The sequence below is a fragment of the Maribacter sp. 6B07 genome (assembly GCF_002700155.1).
GTDB lineage: Bacteria > Bacteroidota > Bacteroidia > Flavobacteriales > Flavobacteriaceae > Maribacter > Maribacter dokdonensis.
Genome location: NZ_PDUT01000005.1, coordinates 93819 through 113551 on the forward strand (window position 1 = coordinate 93819; position 19733 = coordinate 113551).

Consider the following 19733-nt stretch of genomic DNA (forward strand, 5'->3'; position numbering starts at 1 on the left):
AATTGGAGGCAAAATAGTAATTTGAGTTATACTCAAAATAGTTAAATAAATTATTAGATAATTAAAAATACCCGAGTAAAAGTTCCCCCATGGGGGGCTAGGGGGCTTATGAAAGTTACAGACCATATCACCAATGCAAAGGGAAAAACACTTTTTTCTTTTGAGATCGTACCGCCGGTAAAGGGGAAAAATATTCAGGAATTGTACAATAATATTGATCCTTTAATGGAGTTTAACCCTCCGTTCATTGATGTGACTACATCGCGTGAAGAAACTATCTATATTAAAAAAGAAGGGCTTTTAGATAAGAAGACTACACGTATGAGACCTGGTACTGTGGGTATTTGTGCATCTATTCAACATAAATATAATGTAGATACGGTGCCTCATGTGCTTTGTGGCGGTTTCACCAAGGAGGAGACGGAATACTTGTTGGTTGATTGTCATTATTTAGGCATACAGAATGTAATGGCTTTACGTGGTGATGCTCGAAGTGAGCAAAAATATTTTGAGCCTACTGATGGAGGACACCCGTTTGCTATAGATTTGGTTAAGCAGATCCAGGATTTGAATAAAGGTAAATATTTACATGAAACCGTGGAGAGCGAACACAGTAGTGAGTTTTGTATAGGGGTGGCGGGTTATCCGGAAAAACATTTAGAATCTCCATCATTACAATCGGACCTAAAGCGATTAAAGGAAAAGGTAGATGCCGGTGCGGATTATGTGGTTACGCAAATGTTCTTTGATAATAAGAAGTATTTTGAATTTGTAGAAGCTGCAAAGGAAATAGGAATTACCGTACCTATTATACCGGGCATTAAGCCTATTGCCGTAAAGAGGCACATGCAATTATTGCCGCAGGTGTTCAGAATAGATATGCCACAAGATTTAATAGAAGCTGTTGATGCTTGCGCCACCAACAAAGATGTACGTAAAGTGGGTATAGAATGGGCAATTCAACAATCTAAGGAATTGAAGGCGGCAGGTGTTCCTGTATTGCATTACTATTCTATGGGGAAATCCGATAATATTAAGGCAATAGCGGAAGCACTATTTTAAAGGTTTAAAAAGTATTTAGTAGAGCGTATTACGTACAAAATGTCCGATAATGATAATACTTTGAACTTAATACTTCGTACTTGATACTTATAACTATTTTTGCCTACAATGAATTTTAAGTTTCTAACCATTGTAATGCTATCGGTAAGTTTTTGCTTTGCGCAAGAAGGTACCAAGAAAAAGAAGTACACGCTTGATGCCAACCAATTCTATGGTTCCATCATACTGCACAATCCAGATATTTCGCATTTGATCACATCGCACCCGGCAGGGGTTATTTTAAGTTATAACCGCAAGACGTACGGGGAAAAAGAATGGGAAGAGTTGTATAATTATCCGGATCTGGGTTACTCCTTTATTTATCAGAATACGAACAACAGCACGTTGGGCGATAATTATGGTTTGTATGCGCACTACAATTTTTACTTTTTTAGGCGGAACATGCAATTACGCGTAGGGCAAGGTATTGCATACGCTACTAACCCGTACGATAAAGAGACCAATTTTAGAAATAATGCCTACGGCTCGGATTTTTTAAGTTCAACCTACTTAATGCTGAACTATCATAAGGAGAATATTATAAAAGGATTGGGATTTAAGGCAGGTGTGTCCGTAATTCACTATTCCAACGCCAATTTTAGGGCACCGAATACGTCTACTAATACCTTGGCATTTAATGCCGGTTTTGTATATGATCTAGATAGTGGTGCTGAAATTGATTATGTACACAGGGAAAAAGAAAAATTGACTGAGCCATTGCGTTACAATTTTGCGTTGAGAGCTGGTTTAAACGAGAGTGATGTTATTGATTCCGGTCAATATGGCTTTGTAGTGCTATCTGCCTATGCCGATAAAAGGGTTGGAAGAAAAAGTGCTCTTCAAGTGGGAACAGATGTATACTTTTCTAATTTTTTGAAAGAGTTGATCAGGTATCAAAGTATTGCTTTTCCAGAGAATAATGTGGATGCAGATGATGATTATAAAAGGGTAGGTGTATTTGCGGGTCATGAACTGTTCATTAATGAAATGTCGGTCATTTCACAATTTGGCTACTACGTGTATTATCCGTTCGATTTTGAAGGTCGCACCTATTTGCGTGTGGGATTAAAGCGCTATTTTGGAGATAGAGTTTTTGGGGCGGTAACCTTAAAGTCTCACGGCGCAAAAGCGGAAGCGGTAGAATTTGGGATAGGAATACGATTGTAGAAATATGATGTTAGAAAATAGAAAACATAAAATGGACATTTGGACAAAAGGGATGTGCCAAACATTTTTGACCTTCACTACTATGTTTGTTTTGCTGGTCATAGGTAATTCTTGCGACTCCGAAAACGCTTCGGATTGTTTTCAGAGTACAGGTGATATGATACGAGAGGAAGTTACAGTAGCTGAATTTACGAGTATTACCGTATTTGAGAATGTGACTTTGGTTATAAAACAAGGCGACACTCAAAAAGTAGAAATAGAAACCGGTGAAAATCTTAGAAATGAGGTTTCTGCTGTTGTAGAAGATGGTCAATTATTACTGACAGATACGAACGATTGTAATTATGTAAGAGATTATGCTACCACTACGATCTATGTAACTACGCCTAATTTGACCAGTATACGTAGCAGTACAGGTTTTCCTATTAAGAGTGACGGAGTTTTGGCTTTTGATAGCTTAAGATTGTTGTCCGAAAGTTTTACGAATCCGGAAGCAGAAACAACAGATGGGGAATTTGATCTAGATTTAGAAGTGGCTTCGTTAAGTTTAACGGTTAACGGCATTGCCTATTTTAAGTTGAAGGGAACAGCGGAAAGTATGAGTATTACCATAGCTGCAGGTGATTCTAGAATTGAGGCTGAAGCATTGATCGCTGATTGGGTTACCATAAACCATAGAGGTTCAAATGATATTTTAGTGAATCCGCAAGAAAGTCTTACCGGAGTATTAAGGGGTACTGGCGATGTACAAAGCTATAACCGCCCGGCAACTGTTGAAGTGGAAGAATTGTATAACGGAAGATTGATTTTTGTGGAATGAATCCCATTTTAAAATATCTGAAAAATGTATTCGCTACTAAACGAGTGTTGGGAGATGACCCGACTTTGACCGGATTGGTAAAAGCAGATGCTATTTTACAAGATATGTATGCCGATGATAAATTTCCAGGATTGGCAATTACGGTTTTAAAAGAAGGAAAAACCATTTTCCAAAAAGGGTATGGGTATGCGGATTTAGATACCAAAAAATATGTAGACCCAAAATCCTCAATTTTTAGAATTGCAAGTGTATCCAAGCCTATAGCGGCTACCGCATTGGCACATATGGTGCAAGCAGGCTTGATCTCATTAGACGAATCTTTCTATACCTATCTGCCAGATTACCCCAAGAAAAAGTGGGATTTCACTATTCGTCAATTGGCTAGCCACACTGCAGGCATACGTGTGTATAAAGGCAAGGAATTCGCCTTGAACGAACCTTTTGGGATAAAGGATAGTTTATCAATTTTTAAAAACGATCCGTTGGTATTTGAACCGGGTACCGAATATTTGTACAATAGTTTTGATTGGGTAATGATCTCGGCGGCCATGCAAGAAGCAAGTGGTATTCCGTTTGAAGCATATGTGCAGGAGAAAGTATTGGATCCATTGGGAATGAAAAACACATACATACCAAGAAGGCATCCTGATGATAACCTTAAGCAATCGGATATAGATGTGAATGCTATTGCAACATCCGAAGCACGGAACAATGTAACTGCATTTTATACCAAAAGCTTGTCCGGGTTTAGAAAAGCGACTCCCGTAGATATCTTTTATAAGCTTGCTGGTGGAGGTTATTTATCAACTTCAGAAGATATTGCAAAATTCGGGCAAGCATTTTTAGATCAAAAAGTAGGGGTAAAAGAAGCCGTTTTGAATCAATTTTTAAATGCTCAGCTAGTAAACGGTAATTCTACATACTACGGTTTAGGTTGGCAGGTAAGTGAAGATGCCAAAGGGCGTAAGTTTTTTGGACATGTGGGTAGTGGGGTAGGTGGGTATTCCAATTTTTTCGTGTATCCAAAAGAGCAATTGGTGTTTTCAATTCTGATCAATAGTACAGACCCTAAAGTACAAGAAGATCTTGATGTTGTGATAGATTCTTTTTTTGATGAGCTTGATTACAACTGATTTAATGTTTTTTAAAATTTAAAGAAAGGGTATATTAGTCTCGCTAACCGTGAGATTTTTAATATAGAATGAGCTTACCACCAGAAACCACCCCAGTTGAAGAGAAAAAAAAGAACATAAAATGGCTTCAACGACTTAAAGAAGAAAGTTGGGAAGCAGAATTGCTAGTTTCTGCAATTGCCATTTTTGGAACGTTTCAACTATTTGGTTTAATAGAATGGGCTACAAATAAATACATTGATCTATTACCTGTTGAGCAATACATTTATGGGTATATGATTGTTTTTTTAGGCTTGTTGGCTATTAGTATCTTGGTTTCTATGTTCGTAATTCATTTCGTTTTACGAGCGTATTGGATTGGATTAGTGGGGTTGAATTCTGTTTTTCCAGATTATAGTATTGAAGATAGTGTATACTCTAAAATTTATACCGAGAAGATTTTGTCCATACTCCCAAAGCAACAAGATACTATTCAAAAGGTAGATGAATTGTGCAGTGTAATTTTTTCTTCAGCATTTACTATTCTATTGATTTACTCTTACATGTCTTTGTTTTTAAGTATTTATATGCTGATATATAATTTGTTATTGGATTATGTGCCAAGTTATATACTGTTAATACCTTTATTTATAATTTCAGGTCTTCTTGTATTACAAATGATTTTTAGTGTCATCGGAAATTTAAAAAAGTACAAGTCTAATGTATTGGTACAAACTTGGATGTTTAAATTGGTCAAATTTACATCAATGGTTACCTATGGTCCTTTATACCGTAATTTACTGCAGGTTTCAATGGTTTTTGGGTCTAATTTTAAGAAGAAAAAGTCTTTAGTTTATCTCGTGCTATCGTTTTTTGCATCAGGCATATTTTTGACATTAGTGAAATTTCAAGATACCAACATTCCTCATTTGATTTTTCCAAAAGATCATGATGTAAATCTAATGTACTTGAGTTATTATAGCGATCAAAACCCTGATGAATCATTTTTGCTGACTCCACAAATACAGTCTGATATTATAACGGGTGAGGCTGTAAAGCTGTTTATTCCCGTATTTCATCATGAACGTAATTATCAAGCTGCTACTTGCGGCGAATATCAAGAAGATGATAACTTGTCCAATGAACAGGAAAGAGTTAAATCTAGAAAATTTTATCTTGATTGTTATGAAAAATATCATAAGGTTACCCTCAATGGTACTTTGTTAAATATTGATTTCCTAAAGAAAGATCATGCTGTTTCAGAACAATTTGGTATTGTAGGTTTTATTGACAAAGAGTTATTGAAAAAAGGTAATAATACCTTGTTGGTCACTAAAACGTTAGGTGATGTAAAAGAATTTAAATGGTCTATTCCTTTCTATTATCAGCCCAATGCACAATTAAAGTAACTTTTTAACGCTATGAGATTATCAAATTTAAATTTATTGACATGAAGGTAAAGTGTTTTTTAATTGTATTGTTTGCAATGGCTATAAACGTTTCTGCACAAGAAATTACGACGTTTACAGGCATATGGGGAATGGAGTATTATCAAGACGATAAGGAAATTACCAAGAAGGAAGTAAAAAAATTATTTTCTAATAATGATGAAATTTATAGCGACTGGAAAAAAGCTGACACAAAAAAGAGTATCGCTACCATTGCTTTAGTCGGAGAAATAGTTGGAGTAACCTGGGGCTCGGTAGAATTATTTAATAATGACCCTTTTGTAAGTGACAGGGATAAAGCGAGAAAGGCAATTGGACCATTGTTGGGTGGTATTGGCTCTGGTATAATTGCTATTATATTTTTGAATGGTTCTAATAAGGCAAGAAAACAAGCTATACTTGCCTACAATAAGCAATTTGATGATAAAACGGCTTTTAAACTTAGACCGGTAGCTAATGAGAATGGACTAGGTATTGCACTTAGATGGTAAGAGGTTTAAAGATTTAACACAAAACCTTCACTTTTTGAGAAAGAAATTGATTTTTATAAAAAAATAAAATCCAAAACAGCCATTTTTAAATATAATTACTACATTAGCCACAGATTACAAAAGTGATGACAAAACAATATTTCTGGAACGGTTTTTATTTTTACTTCTTTTTTAAGAGAGGTACGGGACTGTTGTAGTATATTTTAAATATAAAATAGAATCTAAGTTCCGATGTACATCGGAACTTTTTTTTTGAATAAAACGGAGCAAAAGTGAGTCTAAAAATAGCCATACAGGGAATAAAGGGCAGTAACCACCATCAAGTGGCAAAAGATTGTTATGGTGATGATATTGAGTTGGTAGAATGCCTTTCTTTTGATGCTCTGGTAGATAAGTTGTTAACCAAAGAAGCGGATCAGGGTGTTATGGCCATTGAAAATTCCATTGCAGGATCAATCATTCCTAATTATGCCTTGGTAAACCATAATGACCTACACATCATTGGGGAGTATTATTTAAACATCCATCACAACTTAATGGTATTAAAAGGCCAGAAAATTGAGGATATTACAGAAGTAAGTTCACACCCAATGGCACTATTGCAGTGTAAGGAATATTTTAGACAATATCCGCATATAAAATTGGTGGAAGACGTAGATACGGCAGAGACCGCAAAGCGAATTCAAAAAGAAAAACTTAAGCATGTAGCGGCTATTGCTCCTAACGTTGCAGCAGAATTATATGGGTTGGACATCGTAGCGAACGACATACAAACCATTCAAAATAATGCTACGCGTTTTATCATTGTAAAAACAAAAAATGATGCACTGCCAGAGGCAGAGATCAGTAAGGCGTCTTTACGGTTTTTAACCGACCATAAAAGGGGTAGTTTGGCGGCAGTGCTTAATGTCATGAGCGATTGTAGATTGAATTTAACCAAAATACAGTCGTTACCGGTGATAGAAACACCTTGGAAATATGCTTTTTTTGTTGATGTAACTTTTAATGATTATGCGGATTTCACGAAGGCTAAAAGTCTATTGAACATCATGGCGGAAGACTTTAAGATTTTGGGTGAATATAAAAATGTAAGACAATGATACGTACTGCCAAAAGGTTAGATACCATACAGGAATACTACTTCTCAAAAAAATTGAGAGAAGTTCGTGGTTTAATGGCACAAGGTAAACCTATCATTAATATGGGTATTGGTAGTCCTGATCTGGCTCCGTCCCAAGAGGTTTTAAAAGCCATACAAGCAGCAGTGTTAGAGAACGGTGCGCACCAATACCAAAGTTACCAAGGATTGCCTCAGTTAAGAGATGCCATAGCCAATTTTTATAAGAATAAATTTAATGTTACTGCAGACCCAAATACCGAAATTTTACCATTAATGGGGTCAAAAGAAGGTATAATGCATATAAGCCTGGCTTTTTTGAACGAGGGTGATGAGGTATTGATACCAAATCCCGGGTATCCAACATACACCTCTGTAACCAATTTGGTAGGGGCCGTGCCAAAATACTATGATTTAACCGCTGATAATGGTTGGTTTCCAGATCTGGAGGCATTGGCAAAGCAAGATTTATCAAGGGTAAAGGTAATGTGGTTAAGCTATCCTCATATGCCAACAGGTGCTACGGCAACCAAAGAGCAGTTTATAAAGATGGTGGCATTTGCCCAAGAGCATGATATTTTATTGGTGAACGATAATCCATATAGTTTTGTTTTGAATGACGAACCTGCCAGTATTTTAAGTTTGCCCAATGCAAAAAAGGTGTGTTTAGAATTGAATTCTTTGAGTAAAACGTTCAACATGGCCGGTTGGCGTGTAGGTTTTGTTTTGGGTAGCGAAGAGCATATCAATGCTATTTTAAAGGTAAAGAGCAATATGGATTCCGGTATGTTCTACGGCATACAAAAAGGAGCAATTGCCGCCTTGAATAGCAGTGATGACTGGTTTAAGGAACTAAATGAAGTTTATGGTAAGCGAAGAGAATTGATCTATAAGTTGGTAGACAAGCTTGGCTGTTCATATGATCGTAACGCTGTAGGCATGTTCGTTTGGGCTAAATTGCCGGCAGGCAGTGTATCATCAGAAGAGTTCATAGATGATATTTTATATAAGAAAGATCTATTTATTACGCCAGGAACCATTTTTGGGAGTAATGGTGAAGGCTATATTCGTTTTTCACTATGTATAACGGAGCATAAAATAGAAGAGGCAATAAAAAGATTTGAATAATAGGTCTTAAGACTAAAGCGTAGCTTTAAAATGAATGTATTTGTAATAGGTATCGGTTTAATAGGAGGTTCTTTGGCGAAAGACATAAAGTCGGCATTCGACAATGTTACCGTCTATGGCATAGAATCTAATGAGGAAAACTTAGCTGAAGCATTGTCTTTAGGTATTATAGATAAGAAAGCTACCTATCAAGATTTACAAATGGCAGATATGGTCATTGTAAGTATACCGGTAGATGTTATGGTTACCGAGCTTCCTGTTATATTGAATGCCGTTCATGAAGATTGTGTTGTTTTTGATGTTGGGTCTACCAAATCCATGATTTGCAAGGTGTTGGAAAATCATCCTAAGAGAAGAAATTTTTTGGCATGCCATCCCATTGCAGGAACGGAGTTTTCGGGTCCGTCTGCAGCGATCAACAATTTATTCAAAGACAAAACAAATATTATTTGTGAGGTAGAATTAACGGCATTTAAGCTCCAAGAAAGAGCGTTAAAAGTTTTTCAAGCTATTGGCATGAGAATACGTTATATGAACCCTGTTGCTCATGATAAGCATATTGCTTACGTATCGCATTTATCGCACATAAGTTCGTTCATGTTGGGTAAAACAGTGATTGAGAAAGAGAAGAACGAGCGTGATATTTTTGACATGGCCGGTAGTGGGTTTGAAAGCACGGTGCGTTTGGCAAAGAGTTCTCCCGCCATGTGGACACCTATTTTTAAACAGAATAAGGAGAATGTGGTAGAAACTTTGGAGGAGTACATTCAAAATCTAACCGCATTTAAGGAACTGTTGTTGAAAGATGATTATGAGGGCATTTATAATGAAATGAATAATACGAATAAGATTAAAGGAATATTAAAAAGAAATACCGTTAAACAAGAAATAGAATAAGTAAAAATGGAAAATTCAAAACAAATGAGAACATGGTTGGATGATTTAAACCTTGACCATCCACTAGTAATAGCAGGGCCATGTAGTGCGGAAACCGAGGAGCAAGTGTTAGGTATAGCACACTCCCTAAAAGATACCGATGTAAACTATTACAGAGCAGGTATATGGAAACCACGTACTCGCCCAGGAAATTTTGAAGGTGTTGGAGCTTTGGGGCTTAAGTGGCTTCAAAAGGTAAAGGCTGAAACAGGTATGAAAACGGCTACAGAGGTGGCTAACCGTGCTCATGTGGAATTAGCTTTAGAGCATGATATAGATTTATTATGGATAGGGGCAAGATCAACTGTTAGTCCGTTCATCATGCAAGAATTGGCAGATGCACTTGAAGGTACAGATAAGATTGTATTGGTGAAGAATCCTGTAAATCCAGATTTAGCTTTATGGTTAGGCGGTATTGAAAGGCTACATACGGCAGGTATTAAAAAGTTGGGTGCAATTCATAGAGGATTCTCTACATATGAGAAAACCAAGTATAGAAATATACCGGAATGGCAAATGGCGATCGAATTTCAGAATAGATTTCCAGATTTACCTTTGATCAACGATCCATCTCATATCACAGGTAAAAGAGATATGATCTTTGATGTTTCTCAGACTGCTTTAGATTTGAATTTCGACGGATTAATGATCGAAACGCACCATGACCCTGATAATGCATGGAGTGATGCCGCTCAACAGGTAACTCCAGAGAAATTGGTTCAGATTATGAGAGACCTAAAAATTAGAAAAGAGAGTGATCCAGAGGCGGAATACAATTCTCAATTAAGTAACCTTAGGGCACAGATCGATGTTATTGATAACCAATTGATCGAGACTCTAGGTAAAAGAATGAAAGTTTCTGATAGTATAGGTGAACTTAAAAAGCAAAAGAACGTTGCCGTACTACAATCTAATAGATGGAACCAAATTCTGGGAGCAATGATTCTTGAAGGGGAAAGTAAGGGACTTAGTGAAGAATTTGTTCTTCGTATGTTCAAGGCTATTCACCAAGAGTCTATCAACCACCAAGAAAAGATAGTGAACGGTTAAGGTTTACATAACTTTATAAATACAAAACATCCGTAATATGCGGATGTTTTTTTATGTCTTAATTTTAATAAGTAAGAAAAATAATACATTTTAACAATATCCTTAATTATGAACCGTTAGGGGTCTAAAGAACCATTTTAACCAATCAAAAAGTATGAAGAAAGTAGTATTGTTTACGTTCATGTTAATGGCATCATTTGCTGTAAAAGCCCAATCGTATATAGGCTTTTTAACAGATAATTACAGTGGTGTCAATAGTGTGATCTCTAACCCTGCAAATATTGCAGATTCACGTTTTAAAACAGATATTAATCTAATAGGAGCTAGTGGTTTTTTAGCTAATGACTATGTAGGTGTTGGGTATTCTGATTTGGTTTCCAGTGATTTTGACTATGATACAGATGCATTATTGACCCTTTCGGATAACAATAGTTTTTCTGGTAACGTAGATGTGTTAGGTCCTTCGTTTATGTTTAATGTTGGTAGTAAATCTTCTATTGCCATATTTACAAGAGCAAGAAGTTTTGTGACAGGAAATGAATTTAACGGAGAAAGTATTGATGACCTTGATGATAGTATTGATGAAAGTCAAGACTTTTTGGTAAACGAAGGTGATTTCTTTGCCGCCGGTCATGGTTGGGCAGAAGTGGGGATCACGTATGCACAAGAATTAATGAATAAAGAAGAGCATTTCTTAAAAGGTGGTCTGTCATTTAAATATTTGAAAGGATTTGGTAATGCCTATGTGGCCGGTAGAAATGTAACTATTGATTATGATGCGGATGGTGCTACTTTACCGGATAATTCTACTATTGGAACTTTAGCATCTACGGGAGATTTAATTTATGGTAGAGCTGATCAGTATGATGTAGAAGACTATGATTATGAAGTGCCAGATGCCAACGGATTCGGTTTCGATTTAGGTTTCGTTTATGAATGGAGACCAGATTATGAAGATTATGTGGTAACGGGTGCTGATGGAGAAAAAACCGTCATGAAAGATAAAAATAAGTATAAACTAAAATTTGGTTTGTCACTTACTGATATTGGTGCGGTAAACTATAAAGGTAGTTTGGTAGATACCTATAATATCAATAATACCATTACACAAGACGATTATGATAATATAGAAGATTCAGATGATCTTCAAAATTTATATACGTTTACACAGACAACAGAAGATTTAAAGACGGGTTTGCCAACTGCATTACATTTTAATGCAGATTGGAATATTAAAAATCATTTTTATTTGAATTTCAACACTGATATCTCTATGCGTTCTGCAGGTGAGAATAATTTACGAACTGCAAACGTATTATCATTGACTCCACGTTTTGAGAGTAAGTGGTTCAGCTTCTATTTGCCTGTAAGTAGCTATCAATATAGTGGTTTACAAGTAGGTGCAGGCTTACGTGCCGGCCCTCTTTATCTTGGGTCGGGATCATTGATCTCTACATTTACAAAAAATGAAATACAAGGAGCAGATGTATATGCAGGGTTGAAAATTCCGGTGTACTATGGTCAGCCAAAAGATTCAGATGGTGATGGTATTCCAAATAAAGAAGATGGTTGCCCAAAAAAGGCAGGACCAATAGAAAATAATGGTTGCCCATGGGGAGATACTGATGGCGATTCGGTAATGGATAATGAGGACCAATGTCCAGATGAGGCAGGTCCTGTAGAAAACAATGGTTGTCCTTGGGTAGATACGGATGGAGATACCTTGTTGGATAATGAAGATCAATGTGTACATGTAGCCGGACCTGTAGAGAATAATGGTTGTCCTTGGCCAGATAGTGACGGAGATTCAGTTTTTGATAAAGATGATAATTGTCCTGATGAAATGGGTACGGTAGCGAATAACGGTTGTCCAGAACCGGTTGTTACGGCTGAGGTTCAAAAGTCGTTGAACGAGTATGCAAAAACTATTTTGTTCAACACAGGAAAATCAACATTAAAGGATGAGTCAACACCGGTATTGGTTGATATCATCGGTATTTTAAATGAATATCCCAATGCAAATTTCACTATTGAAGGGCATACGGATAGTATAGGTTCAGAAGCTACCAATCAAAAATTATCGGAGAAAAGAGCTCAAGCTGTTCTACAATTTTTAATAGATGGCGGTATTTCACCAGCAAGATTGACCGCTATTGGTTATGGGGAAAGTAAGCCAATTGCTACCAATATGTATAAAGACGGTAGACAGAAAAACAGACGTGTTGAGATTAACTTGGCACAGTAGCTATACAAAGATTTAGTACTAAAAAAGCCCGGTTTTACCGGGCTTTTTTTATGTGTACTAATGCTATCTTTTAAAGATATATCGGGTAATGAAAATGCCTTGTCCGTCTGTGTTACCGGCATCAGCTTCTACACCACTGGTTACAAAAACAAGTTCCCATCCATTTTGTGCCATATCACTTAGTTTAGATGAAATAAGTGCATCGTTTGCCGCAATGTTCTGAAAGCGAATACCGGCCACATTATAGAAATTAAGCAATTTGGTCTCTTCAAAATCCTTTACCCTAATATCACTGCGTTTAGATTTATTTCGGGTATTATCTTCCTCCGTCTGTTCAGAGGTGAACTCCTTAAAATCTCGATCTGAATTTGCATCAATGATACGTGATCTACCTAATCCGCTAGGTACAATAGATTCTACGCTGGTAATAACCTTGTATTCCTGTGCTTGTGCTGTAATTGTGGTGGCACCTAAAAGGGCAACAAAACTCAATAGAATAATTTTTTTCATGATAGTGGTTTTAAAAATTGATTGTTAATTGTGCCATGAAAGTATACTCTTAAATGAAGAAAGCAAAGAGCGAAACATTAAAACAATGTAAAATGATATGAAACCCTTAAAAAAAACTACCACAAACCAGTAGACAAAAAAAAGTCCCGATGCTAAAAGCATCGGGACTACCTATAAAATTATGTTTTGTTTCTATTGAATAGAGAAATCAAATACAGATTGGTTTTCTCTACCTTGTGGAACCTGACCTTGGTAAATAAAGCAATATTCCCCTGGTTCTAACGTATCTGGAGTAACTTTGAACTTGTTACCTTCAATTTCTTCGATAGCAAAATTTAGTGCATATTTTGGATCAATACCGCTGCTACTGGTGATCCAGCTACTTTTTCCGGTGATAACCTCTCTAAGGTTCTTTTTCTCTTTAACGGTAAGTTTTACCAAAACAAACTCATTAGGGTTACTTGCCATTCTAAACCACCAGTTAAAAATACCGGTATCTCCACCTTGGTTGTTCTGCATATTATCAACTTCTGTAACACTTGGGTCAAAGATGAACGTAAATTCTGGTCTGCTTTGGCGAATTACATTGTTGGATTGCGTTTTAGGTAACTGAGCCTTCTTTTTAGAATTGATCAATCCAGATACCAATTTCTGCGCCACTTGATTAGAATTTGAACCAGAGAATACACTTGGTTGTATTAATTTATCTTCACCGCTAGCATCGGCATAGTAAATACCTGTTTTAGATTTTGTGTTTTGTTTTGATTTATCCATGATCAAGGATAATATTTCAGAAGAAACCCCTGCATTTTTCATAGCGCCTAGAGCGGAAATAGAAGCATCGAATTTAACATCCGAAGTGTTTATTTTATCTATGATCATATAATCGTCGAAACCTAGTTCAACCATTTGTACTACAGATTCGTTTGTAATAGTTTCTTGGGCAGTTCCAAAAGTAATGGCTGATAAAGCTAACATCAGCAATGATTTTTTAATAAATTTCATTTTCTTGATTTTGGTTGTTATTTAATGTTATAGTTCTAAATTCAAATTTATGTTAATTTTTATATTTAAAGCAGTTACTTTGTATAAATGGAAGGATTTTTGGGTAAATGGTAGGAATTGTTTATAAATCTACGGGTAGTTGGTACACTGTTAAGGCAGAAAATGGTGATTTCTATGAATGTAGAATAAAAGGTAAGTTTAGGATCAAGGGTATAAAAAGTACGAACCCTGTAGCGGTTGGTGATCAAGTACGCTTTGAGGTGGAGACTATTGGAGATGACACCATTGGTATTATCAATGAAATAGAAGATCGTAAAAATTATATAATTCGTAAATCTGTAAACCTGTCTAAACAGACACATATCATTGCTGCCAATTTGGATCAGGTCTTTTTATTGATAACATTGAACAATCCGCCTACATACCCAGTTTTCATAGATCGATTTCTGATCACTGCAGAAGCCTATGAAATTCCGGTTGTTTTACTTTTTAATAAAGTAGATACTTATGCCCCGGAAGAATTAGATGAGATTAAGTTTTTGGCGGCCCTTTACCGCAATATTGGGTATACTTGTTTGGGTATTTCAGCGGCAACGGGCAAGAACGTTGATAAGGTGAAAGAAATGATGATCGGTAAAACATCAATGTTCTCGGGTCATTCTGGTGTTGGTAAATCTACCTTGGTCAATGCTTTGGAGCCAGAGTTGGATATTAAGACCAAACAAATTTCTCAACAACACGCACAAGGGCAACATACCACCACATTTGCGGAAATGTTCGATCTTAGTTTTGATGCTAGAATTATAGATACGCCCGGTATTAAAGGTTTTGGTATTGTAGATATGGAAAAGGAGGAGATAGGCGATTATTTTCCAGAATTTTTTGAACTAAAGCAAGATTGTAAATTCAATAATTGTATTCATGTAGACGAGCCAAAATGTGCCGTTAAAGATGCCTTGGAAACTGGTGATATAGCTTGGAGCAGGTATAACAGTTATCTGCAGATGATCAAAGGAGAAGATGAGAATTATAGGGTAGATATACACGACGATAAAAAATGAGAACAGTAATACAACGAGTGACCAAAGCTAGCGTAACGGTCAATGGCGAAAAGATAAGTGCTATTGACAGTGGGTTTTTAATTTTAGTGGGTATAGAAAATGCAGATGCTCAAGATGATATTGATTGGCTTACGAACAAAATAGCAAACCTTCGCATTTTTAATGATGAAGATGGTATAATGAACAAATCGCTTGTAGATGTAAATGGTGATATCATTGTGGTTAGCCAGTTTACTTTACATGCAAGTACTAAAAAAGGGAATCGACCTTCTTATATAAAAGCGGCAAGACCAGATGTTGCCATACCCCTGTATGAAGCCTTTATTGCTACTTTAGAATCTAAATTGGGTAAGAAAGTCGGTACCGGAGAATTCGGTGCGGATATGAAGGTTGAATTATTGAATGATGGTCCTGTGACCATAATGATTGATACAAAAGATAAGGAATAATGAACATTGAAAACGCACAAAAAGCAGTTGATGACTGGATCAAGGAGCACGGAGTTCGCTACTTTAACGAATTAACCAATATGGCACAGCTTACCGAAGAAGTGGGCGAGGTGGCTAGAATCATTGCTAGACGTTATGGAGAGCAAAGCGAAAAAGAGTCTGATAAGAATAAAGATCTGGGCGAAGAATTGGCAGATGTAATGTTCGTAGTGTTGTGTTTGGCTAATCAAACAGGTGTTGATTTGCAACAAGCTTTTGATAAAAAGTTAGATTTAAAAACAAAGCGAGATCATGACCGTCATCACAACAATAAAAAGTTGAAATAGGCTTATATTTGTTGTTCTATTTTTAAAAAGATACGCATTGAAACTTCACTTGAAAGGTCCGTCCAATACCACGCTTAATGATACGATTACCATAACAGGTTCAAAGAGTGAATCTAACCGTAGTTTATTATTGGCTGCATTGTTTTCTGATATAACCATTGAGAACATTTCCAATTCAGATGATGCCCAGGTAATGGCAAAAGGTTTGAAAATTTCAGAAGGTACGGTTGATATTCATCATGCAGGTACCGCCATGCGTTTTTTAACCGGATATTTTGCATCACAGGCAGGTAAGGAAGTAGTGCTTACTGGTTCTAAAAGAATGACGGAGCGACCCATAGAAATCTTGGTAGATGCCTTAAAAACTTTGGGGGCTGAAATATCTTATGTTCAAGATGAAGGGTATCCTCCCATTAAAATTAGAGGACAGCATATTGTAAAAGATAAAGTGAGTTTGCCGGCAAATGTAAGTAGCCAATATATTTCTTCGCTATTGTTGATTGCTCCAAGTTTAGAGAACGGACTGCAATTAGAGTTAATCGGTAAAATTACTTCAGTACCGTATATAAAAATGACCTTGGCATTGTTAGAGGAAATTGGAGTGGAAACTTCTTTTGAGGGCAATCTGATTAAAGTGTCGCCAAAGGCAAAAGTAGCACCAATGACATTGGTGGTAGAATCAGATTGGAGTTCTGCCTCATATTTTTATGGTATTTGCGCTCTGGCAGCACCAGGAACGCAAATTACTTTATCGGCATATAAAAAAGAAAGTCTTCAAGGAGATAGCGTACTTGCCAGTATTTATACTTCATTTGGTGTGGAGACTACTTTTGGCAATAATACGGTTACTTTAAAAAAGACCGATAAAAAGATAGAAGCTAAGAATGAGTTTGATCTTGCAAATGCTCCAGATATAGCCCAAACAATTGCGGTTACCTGTTTTGGTTTGGGGGTAGGTTGTTATTTAACCGGACTACACACGTTAAAGATCAAAGAAACGGATCGTTTAGAGGCTTTGCATACAGAACTGTCTAAATTAGGGGCAAACATATCCGTAACAGATAAAACGTTGACCATAATACCATCTGTAGGCATTTTGGAAGATATTGCTATAGACACATATAATGATCACAGAATGGCAATGGCTTTTGCTCCATTGGCCATGAAAACTACACTTATTGTTAATGATGCAGAGGTGGTATCTAAGTCATATCCAGATTTTTGGAACGACCTAAAACAATTGGATTTCGGTATAAAGGAATTATAATTAAGGATTTACTTGACAAGGCCTATCTGCAGATTGTATATTTGCAGCCGCAATTTGCTACATTAAATATAATAGCTACATGAAATTATCAAATTTTAATTTTGAGCTTCCTAAAGAATTATTGGCGGAGCATCCATCTGAAAATAGAGATGAGTCTAAGTTAATGGTCATCCACAGAGATACCGGAAAAATTGAACACAAAATGTTCAAGGACATGATCGACTATTTTGATGAAGGTGATGTCATGGTTCTTAACAATACAAAAGTATTTCCTGCCCGTTTGTACGGTAACAAGGAAAAAACAGGAGCTCGTATTGAGGTTTTTCTTTTACGTGAGTTAAACGAAGAGCAACGCCTTTGGGATGTTCTTGTAGATCCTGCACGTAAAATACGTATTGGTAACAAACTATATTTTGGTGATGATGAAACCTTGGTAGCGGAAGTTATTGATAATACTACTTCTAGAGGTAGAACGTTACGTTTTTTATATGATGGTGCTTACCTTGATTTCAGAAGAAAATTAAGGGAATTAGGAGAAACTCCGTTACCAAAATATATAAAGAGAGATGTTGAGCCAGAAGATGAAAATCGTTACCAAACGATCTATGCCAAGCATGAAGGTGCTGTGGCGGCTCCAACTGCTGGTTTGCACTTTTCTAAACATTTGTTGAAGCGTTTAGAAATTAAGGGTGTAGATTTTGCTGAGTTGACTTTGCACGTAGGTTTAGGTACATTCAACCCAGTTGAGGTAGAAGATCTTTCTAAGCATAAAATGGATAGTGAGGAAATGTTCATTGATGAAAAAGCTGCAGAGATCGTAAACAATGCAAAAGCGAAAAAACGTCGTATTTGTGCAGTAGGTACTACGGCAATGCGTGGCTTGGAAAGTGCAGTGTCGTCTAAGCAGACATTGAATACCTATGAGGGTTGGACAAATAAGTTCATATTCCCTCCATATGATTTCAGTATTGCAAATGCCATGATTACAAACTTCCATTTGCCAAAATCAACATTGTTGATGATGGTATCTGCATTTATGGGTCATGATCTAATGAACAAAGCATATAAAGAAGCAATATTGGAAAGCTATAAGTTCTATTCTTATGGTGATGCAATGTTGATCATATAAGTTGATATAATCCTTTTTAAAAAGGAAAATTTTTTAATCCCGCTTTATCTACATATTGACAAAGCGGGATTTTTATCACCAGTAATACCTACCTTTAATAGATGGAAGAAATAAAGAAAAAAGATATCCGGGCACTAACGAGAGAGCAGCTTAGGGAGTTCTTTGTTTCTAATGGTGACAAAGCTTTTCGTGGCAACCAGGTCTACGAATGGTTATGGCAAAAAGCTGCGTATTCTTTTGATGTAATGACCAATTTATCAAAAGAGACCAGGGAAATGCTAGAAGCCAATTTTGTCATTAACCATATTAAGGTAGATCAAATGCAGCGCAGTAGTGACGGTACTATAAAAAATGCCGTACGCTTGCATGACGATTTAATTGTAGAGTCCGTTTTAATACCTACAAAATCAAGGACAACTGCTTGTGTGTCCAGTCAAGTAGGGTGTAGTTTAGATTGTAGGTTCTGTGCAACGGCACGTTTAAAACGAATGCGAAATTTAAATCCCGATGAAATATATGATCAGGTTGTCGCTATTGATAATGAAAGCAGATTGTATTTTGACAGACCTTTAAGCAATATTGTTTTTATGGGCATGGGAGAGCCTTTAATGAACTACAATAACGTATTAAAGGCTATTGATAAAATCACCTCTTCAGATGGGCTAGGCATGTCTCCAAAGCGAATTACGGTCTCCACCTCTGGTGTGCCTAAATTGATCCGAAAAATGGCCGATGACGAAGTTAAATTTAAATTGGCGGTTTCTTTACATTCAGCTGTTGATGAAATTCGTACGTCAATAATGCCCTTTAACGCTAAGTTTACCTTGAGCGATTTAAGGGAGTCTCTACAATACTGGTACCAAAAGACAAAAAGTAGAATTACGTATGAGTATGTGGTTTGGGAAGGCATAAACGATACTCAAAAAGATGTAGATGCGTTAGTGGAGTTTTGCCGTTTTGCGCCTTCTAAAGTAAATCTTATAGAATACAACCCTATTGATGACGGTGAATTTAAGCAAGCGTCCAATGCAGCTATAGATCGCTATGTAAATTCATTGGAGCGTAATAATATCACCGTAACCGTTCGTCGTTCTAGAGGAAAGGATATTGATGCCGCATGTGGGCAGTTGGCGAATAAAAGTTAGAAGTACAAAGTAGTAAGTGCGAGGTACAAAGTGAAAAGTACTAAGTATTAAGTTAGAAGAGAGAAAATAGAGTATAGAAAAAAGACTTGTTAGAAGATAAATTATTTAGCACAGCTAAGCTTTAGAAATGGAAAGTATTAAGTAATACGTATTACTAAAGCAATTGCTGATATAATATCTTTATTCTACATAACGCGAAGCGTTATAACCAACAACCAACAACCAA

Annotated in this window: 19 protein-coding genes; 17 read left to right on the plus strand and 2 right to left on the minus strand. The window is 36.4% G+C overall.

Going from position 1 to position 19733, the window contains the following annotated elements:
* The first annotated feature begins 108 nt into the window (after positions 1 to 108).
* From metF to CSC80_RS18850, 11 genes are all read left to right on the plus strand, one after another.
* Positions 109 to 1062 carry a methylenetetrahydrofolate reductase [NAD(P)H] gene (metF, locus tag CSC80_RS18800; RefSeq protein ID WP_099193460.1) on the plus strand — a complete coding sequence of 318 codons (954 nt, stop codon included), beginning with the start codon at positions 109 to 111 and terminating at the stop codon, positions 1060 to 1062.
* A 108-nt stretch (positions 1063 to 1170) separates the two neighbouring features.
* The gene (locus CSC80_RS18805) at positions 1171 to 2268 is read left to right on the plus strand and encodes an acyloxyacyl hydrolase (protein WP_099193461.1); all 1098 of its coding nucleotides are present in this window, start codon (positions 1171 to 1173) and stop codon (positions 2266 to 2268) included.
* 4 nt (positions 2269 to 2272) lie between these two features.
* Positions 2273 to 3088: a head GIN domain-containing protein gene (locus CSC80_RS18810; protein WP_236973448.1), complete on the plus strand. Its 816-nt coding sequence runs from the start codon at positions 2273 to 2275 to the stop codon at positions 3086 to 3088.
* A complete protein-coding gene (locus CSC80_RS18815) occupies positions 3085 to 4221 on the plus strand; it encodes a serine hydrolase domain-containing protein (protein ID WP_099193462.1) in 1137 nt (378 codons plus the stop codon). The genes CSC80_RS18810 and CSC80_RS18815 overlap by 4 nt, the downstream gene beginning before the upstream one ends.
* A 68-nt stretch (positions 4222 to 4289) precedes the next feature.
* A complete protein-coding gene (locus CSC80_RS18820) occupies positions 4290 to 5609 on the plus strand; it encodes a hypothetical protein (protein ID WP_099193463.1) in 1320 nt (439 codons plus the stop codon).
* Positions 5610 to 5650: 41 nt separating this feature from the next.
* Complete coding sequence (locus tag CSC80_RS18825; protein ID WP_099193464.1) at positions 5651 to 6139, plus strand: hypothetical protein; 489 nt, start codon at positions 5651 to 5653, stop codon at positions 6137 to 6139.
* A gap of 272 nt (positions 6140 to 6411) precedes the next feature.
* Positions 6412 to 7239 carry a prephenate dehydratase gene (locus CSC80_RS18830; protein WP_058105328.1) on the plus strand — a complete coding sequence of 276 codons (828 nt, stop codon included), beginning with the start codon at positions 6412 to 6414 and terminating at the stop codon, positions 7237 to 7239.
* A complete protein-coding gene (locus tag CSC80_RS18835; protein ID WP_099193465.1) occupies positions 7236 to 8384 on the plus strand; it encodes an aminotransferase class I/II-fold pyridoxal phosphate-dependent enzyme in 1149 nt (382 codons plus the stop codon). The genes CSC80_RS18830 and CSC80_RS18835 overlap by 4 nt, the downstream gene beginning before the upstream one ends.
* 30 nt (positions 8385 to 8414) lie before the next feature.
* Positions 8415 to 9281 (plus strand): prephenate dehydrogenase, encoded by an 867-nt coding sequence (locus CSC80_RS18840; RefSeq protein ID WP_099193466.1) that lies wholly within the window; start codon positions 8415 to 8417, stop codon positions 9279 to 9281.
* Positions 9282 to 9287: 6 nt separating this feature from the next.
* On the plus strand, positions 9288 to 10370 hold the full coding sequence (locus tag CSC80_RS18845) for a bifunctional 3-deoxy-7-phosphoheptulonate synthase/chorismate mutase type II (RefSeq protein ID WP_071340176.1): 1083 nt from the start codon (positions 9288 to 9290) through the stop codon (positions 10368 to 10370).
* Between the two features lie 154 nt (positions 10371 to 10524).
* Positions 10525 to 12615: a DUF5723 family protein gene (locus tag CSC80_RS18850; RefSeq protein WP_099193467.1), complete on the plus strand. Its 2091-nt coding sequence runs from the start codon at positions 10525 to 10527 to the stop codon at positions 12613 to 12615.
* Between the two features lie 63 nt (positions 12616 to 12678).
* Here CSC80_RS18850 and CSC80_RS18855 read toward each other — a convergent pair whose 3' ends face one another.
* Entirely contained in the window at positions 12679 to 13125 is a 447-nt protein-coding gene (locus CSC80_RS18855; protein ID WP_099193468.1) for a hypothetical protein, read from the minus strand.
* 192 nt (positions 13126 to 13317) lie between these two features.
* Positions 13318 to 14130, minus strand: a complete 813-nt coding sequence (locus CSC80_RS18860) for a hypothetical protein (RefSeq protein ID WP_058105334.1) — start codon at positions 14128 to 14130, stop codon at positions 13318 to 13320.
* Between the two features lie 107 nt (positions 14131 to 14237).
* Between CSC80_RS18860 and rsgA the strand changes: the two genes are divergently transcribed.
* The 6 genes from rsgA to rlmN all read left to right on the plus strand — a co-directional run bounded on the left by rsgA (position 14238) and on the right by rlmN (position 19507).
* Positions 14238 to 15191 (plus strand): ribosome small subunit-dependent GTPase A, encoded by a 954-nt coding sequence (gene rsgA / locus CSC80_RS18865; protein ID WP_099193469.1) that lies wholly within the window; start codon positions 14238 to 14240, stop codon positions 15189 to 15191.
* Positions 15188 to 15640 carry a D-aminoacyl-tRNA deacylase gene (gene dtd / locus CSC80_RS18870; protein ID WP_099193470.1) on the plus strand — a complete coding sequence of 151 codons (453 nt, stop codon included), beginning with the start codon at positions 15188 to 15190 and terminating at the stop codon, positions 15638 to 15640. The genes rsgA and dtd overlap by 4 nt, the downstream gene beginning before the upstream one ends.
* Positions 15640 to 15966 carry a nucleotide pyrophosphohydrolase gene (locus CSC80_RS18875; RefSeq protein WP_071340171.1) on the plus strand — a complete coding sequence of 109 codons (327 nt, stop codon included), beginning with the start codon at positions 15640 to 15642 and terminating at the stop codon, positions 15964 to 15966. Before dtd ends, CSC80_RS18875 begins: the two co-directional genes overlap by 1 nt.
* Before the next feature lie 37 nt (positions 15967 to 16003).
* The gene (gene aroA, locus CSC80_RS18880) at positions 16004 to 17233 is read left to right on the plus strand and encodes a 3-phosphoshikimate 1-carboxyvinyltransferase (protein ID WP_099193471.1); all 1230 of its coding nucleotides are present in this window, start codon (positions 16004 to 16006) and stop codon (positions 17231 to 17233) included.
* Between the two features lie 79 nt (positions 17234 to 17312).
* Positions 17313 to 18362 (plus strand): tRNA preQ1(34) S-adenosylmethionine ribosyltransferase-isomerase QueA, encoded by a 1050-nt coding sequence (gene queA / locus CSC80_RS18885; RefSeq protein WP_058105341.1) that lies wholly within the window; start codon positions 17313 to 17315, stop codon positions 18360 to 18362.
* A 101-nt stretch (positions 18363 to 18463) separates the two neighbouring features.
* Complete coding sequence (gene rlmN / locus CSC80_RS18890) at positions 18464 to 19507, plus strand: 23S rRNA (adenine(2503)-C(2))-methyltransferase RlmN (protein WP_058105342.1); 1044 nt, start codon at positions 18464 to 18466, stop codon at positions 19505 to 19507.
* The last annotated feature ends 226 nt before the right edge of the window (positions 19508 to 19733 follow it).